Source organism: Kineosphaera limosa NBRC 100340 (assembly GCF_000298215.1).
GTDB lineage: Bacteria > Actinomycetota > Actinomycetes > Actinomycetales > Dermatophilaceae > Kineosphaera > Kineosphaera limosa.
On the sequence record NZ_BAHD01000123.1, the window covers coordinates 1 to 7,298 of the forward strand.

At 71.0% G+C, this 7,298-nt stretch carries 5 protein-coding genes; all 5 read left to right on the plus strand.

Annotated features, from left to right (window positions below):
* Positions 1 to 2,327 (plus strand): flagellar hook-length control protein FliK (locus tag KILIM_RS24240; RefSeq protein ID WP_006594825.1); only part of this gene is annotated, 2,327 nt, incomplete at its 5' end.
* A 10-nt stretch (positions 2,328 to 2,337) separates the two neighbouring features.
* Complete coding sequence (locus KILIM_RS24245) at positions 2,338 to 3,138, plus strand: flagellar hook assembly protein FlgD (protein ID WP_006594826.1); 801 nt, start codon at positions 2,338 to 2,340, stop codon at positions 3,136 to 3,138.
* A gap of 199 nt (positions 3,139 to 3,337) precedes the next feature.
* A complete protein-coding gene (locus KILIM_RS21265) occupies positions 3,338 to 4,150 on the plus strand; it encodes a flagellar hook-basal body complex protein (RefSeq protein ID WP_006594827.1) in 813 nt (270 codons plus the stop codon).
* Between the two features lie 91 nt (positions 4,151 to 4,241).
* Entirely contained in the window at positions 4,242 to 5,045 is an 804-nt protein-coding gene (locus tag KILIM_RS21270) for a flagellar hook-basal body protein (RefSeq protein ID WP_006594828.1), read from the plus strand.
* Positions 5,046 to 5,249: 204 nt separating this feature from the next.
* The coding region (locus KILIM_RS22955; protein WP_006594829.1) for a S8 family serine peptidase at positions 5,250 to 7,298 on the plus strand (2,049 nt) is incomplete at its 3' end.

Sequence of the window (7,298 nt, forward strand, 5' to 3'; positions counted from 1 at the left end):
CCTGGCTGCGCGGGGCCGCCTTCGGGGTCTCCCAGCAGTCGCCCGGTGGGCGCGCCGACACCGCCCGGCCCGCGGGACTCGCTGACGGCGGCACCGCGAAGGCGAACCGGGGCGCGTCGGCGAGCTCCGCCTCTGAGTCGACCTCGAACTCGACCACGAACTCGACCACTGACTCGACCAAGGCCGCGGCCGGGCTTGCGGCCACCGTGGACCCGGCGAAGGTCGTGGAGACCCCCGACGGCGCGGTCGCGACCGCCGACGCGCAAGGGCAGGTGGCCGCGCAGGCCGTCGCAGCTGCACAGAACAGTGTGCTGACGGCCGGCGAGGAGGGTGCAGCCGGCGCCTTCGGCGTCGCGACCGCTGGTGCACTCGGTGCCTCGAACCAACGCGGGGTGGACGCGACTCTGCCCGCAGCGTCGTCGGTCGCCCAGGCTTCGACCACCGGTTTGGCACCGGCCGACGACTCCGGTGACTCCTTGACGCTGTCCGCCGCTACCGCTCGGATGGGGGTGGCGAGCACCGCGACCGCCCCCGGCGCCGGGTTCGCGACTGAGGCCGCGACCGGTGGGGCGGGGCTGCCGGCCGGCCCATCGGGTGCGGACGAGGCTGCCGATGCGAGCGGCGCCGCGGCTGCGGGCTCGACCCGGTCGTCGGTCAGCACAGCGCCTGGGGCGTCGACGGCTGCCGCGTTCGCCGCCGGCGCGCCAGCCGACCCGGCATCGGCCACTTCTGGGTGGGGGGCCACCGGCTCCCACAGCGCCCAGGTGTCGACACCGCTGACGGCTGCCGCCACACCTGTCGCGCCCGCTGCGGCCGGCGCGACCGGCCAGCTCGCGGACGCTGCGGGCGCAGCCTCGGCGATCGCCTCGGCCGGCCAGAGCGCACTCCCAACCAGCACCTCGACGGCGGGCTCACCGACATCCTCCGAGGCCGACGTGCCGGTGCCCACGGCCCCGACTGCGGCCCCCGGCGCCACCCCGGCGCCCTCGGCGGGATCTGCGGAGGCGACCGCTCCGGCACCGGCGAACCCCGGGCAGTCGAGCCCGGCACCGACCAGCCCGGTACCGAGCAGCTCCGTGCCGACGTCCCCGGTGCTGGCCGACCCGGCTCCGACGAGCCCCGCGCCGATCAACCCTGTGCCCATCAACCCGGTGCCGATCAACCCTGCGCCGACTAACCCGGTGCCGACCAATCCCGACTCGGCCCCGCCGACGACCACGTGGGGGGAGGCTGTCGCCGATCCTGCTCCGTTGCCGGTCGCGCCCCAGCCCCCGGCCTCCGGTCCGCAGCCGACCGATGGCACCGGCGACGACCCGGCGCCCACCGTGACGCCGCCGACGCAGGACCCCAGCGGCGAGGCACCGAACGACTCGGACCAGCCGTCCGACGAGACGATCCCGGTGCCCAAGCCGCCGGAGACCCCGAACGACGCGGCCCCCGACGGCGAACTGCCGCGCATCATCCCGGCGCCGGCCACCGACCGGGTGCCCAGCCCGACTCCGATCGTCAGCGTGCCGCAGACGGGGCCCATCTCGGTGCCCGCCCCGACCGGCGCGATGGCGCCGCTCGTCGGCGAGACCGTGCTCGGGCCGCAGCCGACGGCGACGCGTGCCGACACACCGGCCGCATCGGCGACCACGCCCCCCTCCACCGCCACCGCGCCTCCGGTTGCGCCGGTCGTGGTGCCCCCGATGACCAGGACCGTGCCCAGCGCACCGGTCCGCGACGATGCCGTGAGCGCGGCGGCGGCGGGGGAGCGGGCCGTGCCCTTCACCCTGCCGAGCCAGCCGACCGCGGGCCCGGTGCAGCCGACACCGTCGGCCGTGCTCACCGGCGCGCCGGGCACCATGCCGCACCAGCAGATCGCGTCGGCTGTCGGCGGCATGCTGCGCGGACCCGACGGCTCGTACCAGGTGCAGCTCAACCTCACGCCGGCGCACCTGGGCAACGTGCGGATCATGGTCGAGATGCGCGGCGGTGAGGTGAGCATCCAGATGCTGGCCATCGACAACCGCACGAGCGATCTGCTGCGCGGCAACCTCGACCAGCTGCGTCAGGACCTGCAGCAGATGGGCCTGCGCACCGGGCAGCTCGACGTGGGCGGCGACCGCGGTGAGTCCGCCCGTCGCTGGGGCCAGCAGAGCGAGCAGGCCGGCCTCGGTGGCTCAGATGCCGGCCACGGCGGCACCGGCCACGGCGGCCACGGCGGCCAGGGAGGTGGCTCCGGCCACTCCGCGTACTTGGGCGACCGCGACAGCGACGTCGTCATCAACCGTTCGACCACCCCCGCGGGCGTCGAGGGCGAAACCCTCGACGTGCGCGTCTAAGGAGAGAGCCATGTCCGTCGCCCCCACCAGCGGGACCGCGCCGACCACGACTCCGGCGCCCGAAACCACGTACGTCACCATCACGCAGCCGGACGGCACGACCTACCGACTGCCGCAGGCCAAGGCCACCTGGGACCCGGCCACCAAGTCGTGGGTCGCGACCCCCAGCCAGGAGGCATTGGACCTGGCCAAGCGGGTCAACTCACAGGCCAGCAACAAGATGGACGGCGACATGTTCATCAAGCTGCTCGTCGCCCAGCTGAAGTACCAGGACCCGAGCAAGCCCATGGACACCGCCGCGATGATGCAGCAGACGGCCTCCCTGGCGATGGTCGAGCGGATGAACGAGATGTCGACCAACGTCGACAACATGGTCAAGGCCACGCAGTCGCTCGCCGAGACCGAGAAGGAGATGGCCACCGCGTACGTCTCGATGCTCATGGAGCAGCGGATGAACAGCGGCGTCTCCCTCGTCGGCCGCACAGTGACCTATGCGGATGCCAAGAACCCGGAGACGAAGATCACGGGCGTTGTCGAATCGGTCAGATTCGACAAGACGGGGCCGATCTTGAGCGTTGACGGCAAGGACGTGCCGCTGACGGCCGTCGTGGCCGTGAAGGCTGCGGGCGCTCCCGACGGCACACCGACCACTCCGGCGCCCAACCCCTCGGGCTCCACCAACCAGACCACCGGATCGACCGGCGGTACGGGCTCCACCCCTGGTGACACCGGCACTCCCGGCACCGGCACGGACGCACCGGCCGCACCGGGCGACACGGGCACCCCCTCGACCGCGACGAGCACCGCCTGAGGCGACTTGTCGAACGCGCCGGCGGGACGCCCACAAGGTGACCTCATGGCGCAGTCATGGATGACACTCCGCCCCCGTCACGGATGACGGACCACCGCAGCCAGGCTTCCCTCCGGCCCCTGCACCGACCGACGGACACCCCGTCCCCCCAACTGGCATGCAACAGCCGGGCCCGAAGGCCGGCAGGAGGAAAGTCCCCATGATTCGTTCGATGTGGTCGGCCGTGAGCGGTCTGCGCAACCACCAGATCTACCTCGACGTCACCGGTAACAACATCGCGAACGTCAACACGCACGGGTACAAGAGCACCCGCGCGGTCTTCGAAGACAGCCTGAGCCAGGTCGTGCGCAACGCGGCCGCGCCCAACGATGAGGGCGGCGTCGGCGGTATGAACCCCACGCAGATCGGCCTGGGCGTGCGGCTCGGCCAGATTCTCGGCAACTTCACCCAGGGCGGCCTGCAGGTCACCAACGTGCCGACCGACATGGCGATTCAGGGTGACGGCTTCTTCGTCATCGAGCGCGGCGGCGAGCGATTCTTCACCCGTAACGGCGCGTTCTCCCTGGACAAGGAAGGCTGGCTCGTGACGTCCGACGGCAGCTACGTGCTGGAAGGCGACGGCGAGGTCGGCAGCCGCATTCAGATCTCGGCGGAGGAGTACACCTCCTGGCAGGTGTCGCCGAACGGCACGATCACGGGCTTCAACGAGGACACCCCCGAGGGTGAGGAGATCGCGATCATCGCCCTCGCGAAGTTCAACAACCCGCCGGGTCTGGAGCGGGTCGGCGGCACGATGTTCCGCGAGACGCTGAACTCCGGCGAGGCGCTCATCGGCCAGCCCACGGAGGAGGGCCGCGGCATGGTCACGCAGATGACCCTGGAGATGTCGAACGTGGACCTCGCCGGCGAGTTCACGAACCTCATCATGGCCCAGCGCGGCTTCCAGTCGAACTCCAAGGTCGTCACCGCCTCCGATGAGGTCTTGCAGGACCTCATCAACATGAAGCGTTGATCTGACCTTCGTCGGGTGCGCTGCCGCCGTCTAGGCGTGCGGCGGCGCACCCCATCGCTTGATTCATCCTCTTCGACAGGACGTCACCACCATGTTCCGCTCGTACGACGTGGCCGTCTCCGGCCTGCGGTCGCATCAGAACTACATCGACGTGACCAGCAACAACATCGCCAACGTCAACTCCGACGGTTTTAAGGCGAGCCGGGCGCTCTTCGAGGACACGCTGACGGCGCTGGCTCGTGGCGTGAACATGCAGCCGCGCCCCCAGCCGAACGGCGCCATCAACGCCGCGATGATCGGCCTTGGGGTGCGCACCGCCGGAGTCGAGGGCGACTTCAGCCAGGGCGCCTTCAAGATCACCAATATCGCCACCGATATGGGCATCGAGGGCGAGGGCTACTTCGTGCTGCGCGGCAACGACGGACCCGTGTACACCCGCAACGGCAACTTCACCTTCGATGCCAACGGCACGCTGCGCGCCGGCGACGGCAAGCCCGTGCTGGGCACGAACAATCAGCCGATCACCGCCCCCGCCGGCCGTGGTCAGGCCTCGCACCTGAGCATCGGCCAGGGCGGTCAGGTGGCGCTCCTGAACCCGGCCGGCCCGGCGACGATCCTCGGCACGATCCAAATGGCCCGCTTCAACAACAACGCCGGCCTCGAGCGCGTCGGCAACTCCGAGTTCGCGCAGACCGTGGCCTCGGGCGCGCCGATCACGGGTGTCGGCGGTCAGAACGGGATCGGCCGCCTCATCTCCGGCGTCACCGAAGCCTCGAATGTCGACATGGGCGCCGAGTTCACCAACCTCATCATGGCCCAGCGCGGCCTGACCGCCAGTTCGCGCGTCATGACCACCACCGACGAACTCGTCGACCGCATCAACCAGATGAAGTAGCCGCCGCTCGCACGCCCACCACTGGGGCGACGACGACCGCGGCGGCAGCGCCGCGTGCGCATCGGGTCACACGTTCTGGACCGATGCTCAGGGCACCCGCCGGTAGTGCCGATAGGGGAGAGGAACCCGGGCCGCGAGGCGCTAGCGCGCTGCGGACCGCCACGGATGGCGCCTCATGGACGTGAGGCACGGAGGAGCCTGCCCATGTCACGGACGACCAGCTGGATCGCATTGGCCGCAGCGGCGGCCCTGAGCGCCGCCGCCCTGGGGCTGCCGCCCACGGCGCAGGCTGCCGCCCCGGCGACCATCCCCGCCGGCAACCCCACCGCCGCCCCGGCCCCCACCTTGAGCGGGCAGGAAGAGTTCACCGGCCGCGTCATCGTCAAGTTCGCCTCGGGCCCCGGCGGCGCCCCGCTGGCTGGTGCCCGACCCGTCGCCCAGGTCGGCGACGACGTCGATGTCGATCTCAGCGTCCGGGCAGTCGGCTCGGACGCCTCCCTCGTCGAGGGTGCGACGCCACAGGAGGCCCCGGCGGTCGCCGCCGCGCTCGACGAGCGCGCCGAGGTCGAGTACGCCACCCCCGAGCGGGTCTATCACCCGTTCGCACCATCGGAGTACACCAACGGGCCGAGCCTGGGCGCCGCTGGCTCCGGTGTCGCGGCCACCAGTGTCTGGGGCCAGACGCGGGGCAGCGGCGTGACGGTGGCCGTGCTCGATACCGGCATCGTGCTCGGGCATGAGGCCTTCACCGGCCGCCTGATGCAGGGCGCGGACACCGCCAGCGCGCAGGACCACGACGCCACGCCCGGGCGGGACACCGACCCCACCGAGCCCGACCTGACCGGCCGCAACTGCTCCAACGGCACGGCCGCCCGGCAGAGCTGGCACGGCACGCACGTCGCGGGCAGCGTCGCCGCCGTCGCCCCCCAGGCCGGCATCATCCCGGTGCGGGTCGGCGGCGGCTGCGGCATCGCGGGCCTCGACATGGTCGACGGCATCAAGTGGGCCATCGGCCAGGAAGTGTCGGGCCTGCCGGTTAACGCCAACCGGGCAGACGTCATCAACCTCTCGCTGGGCTCCAAGGGCTCCTGCTCGCCGTATGAGCAGGCTGCGATCGACGCCGCCATCGCCGCCGGCGCCACGGTCATCACGGCCGCCGGCAACGACTCCTCCTCCGGCACCTACACTCCCGCCAGCTGCAGGGGCGTCGTCAACGTCGCCGCGATCGACAGCACCGGCAAACGCGCCTTGTTCTCCAACTACGGCGCCACCGTCAACGTCAGCGCTCCCGGGGTTAACATCGTCTCCGCCGTCGGGCCGACCACCACCTCGTGGGGCCCCATGCAGGGCACCTCGATGGCGGCCCCGCACGTCGCGGGCGTCGCCGCCCTCATCAAGAGTTACAAGAACACGTTGACCCCTGTGCAGATCCGCAACTCCCTCATCACCTCGGCCCTGCCGACCGGAGGTGTGTGCTCCGGGTGTGGGGCCGGTCGCGTCAACGCTCCGGCCGCCTTGGTCGCCGCCGACAACGGCGGCTCCGGCCTCATCGTCACCGCGGTGACCCCGGTCGCCGGCAAGGTCGGCGGTGGCGACACCATCACGCTCACCGGCCAGGGCTTCGCTCAGGCCACGCACGTGATGGTCGGGTCGGCCCGGGTCAAGATCGCTACCAAGAGCGACACGTCAATCACCTTCAAGGCCCCCAAGTCGCCGGCCGGCAAGTCTGGCGCGCTCGTCGACGTCTCAGTCGTTACCCCCGATGCAACGACGACTGCCGCCACCCAGTACCGGTATGCAGCGATCCCCGTGATCCGCTCGGTAGCGCCCAAGGCGCTGACTCCGGACGGTGGCCTGCTCACCATCACCGGCACCGGCTTCGCCACCGACGCCACCGTGACGGTCGACGGCACCCCGGTGACCGTGGGCAACGCCTCCGCCACCTCGCTGACCATCCAGGCGCCGGCCAAGGAGACGACGACCAAGGCCACTGGGCTGATCGTCGTCACCGCCAACGACCTGCCGTCCAAGGCGGCGAAGTTCACCTATGCCGTGCCCAAGATCCGTCTGCAGTCGACTTCGAAGAAGATCCCGGCCGAGGGCGCGGACCTCCTGTTCACCGGCAACGACCTCGACAAGGTCACGTCGTTGACGCTCAACAACACCGCCCTGCCCACCTCGCACTGGGAGTACGAGGCTGAACGCAACGCCCTTATCGTCGTTGCACCCGTTACCTTCTTCGTACCCCGGAAG

Coding starts and splice junctions, on each gene's coding strand:
- KILIM_RS24245 (WP_006594826.1), top strand. CDS start 2,338: ATGTCCGTCGCCCCCACCAGCGGGACCGCGCCGACCACGACTCCGGCG.
- KILIM_RS21265 (WP_006594827.1), top strand. CDS start 3,338: ATGATTCGTTCGATGTGGTCGGCCGTGAGCGGTCTGCGCAACCACCAG.
- KILIM_RS21270 (WP_006594828.1), top strand. CDS start 4,242: ATGTTCCGCTCGTACGACGTGGCCGTCTCCGGCCTGCGGTCGCATCAG.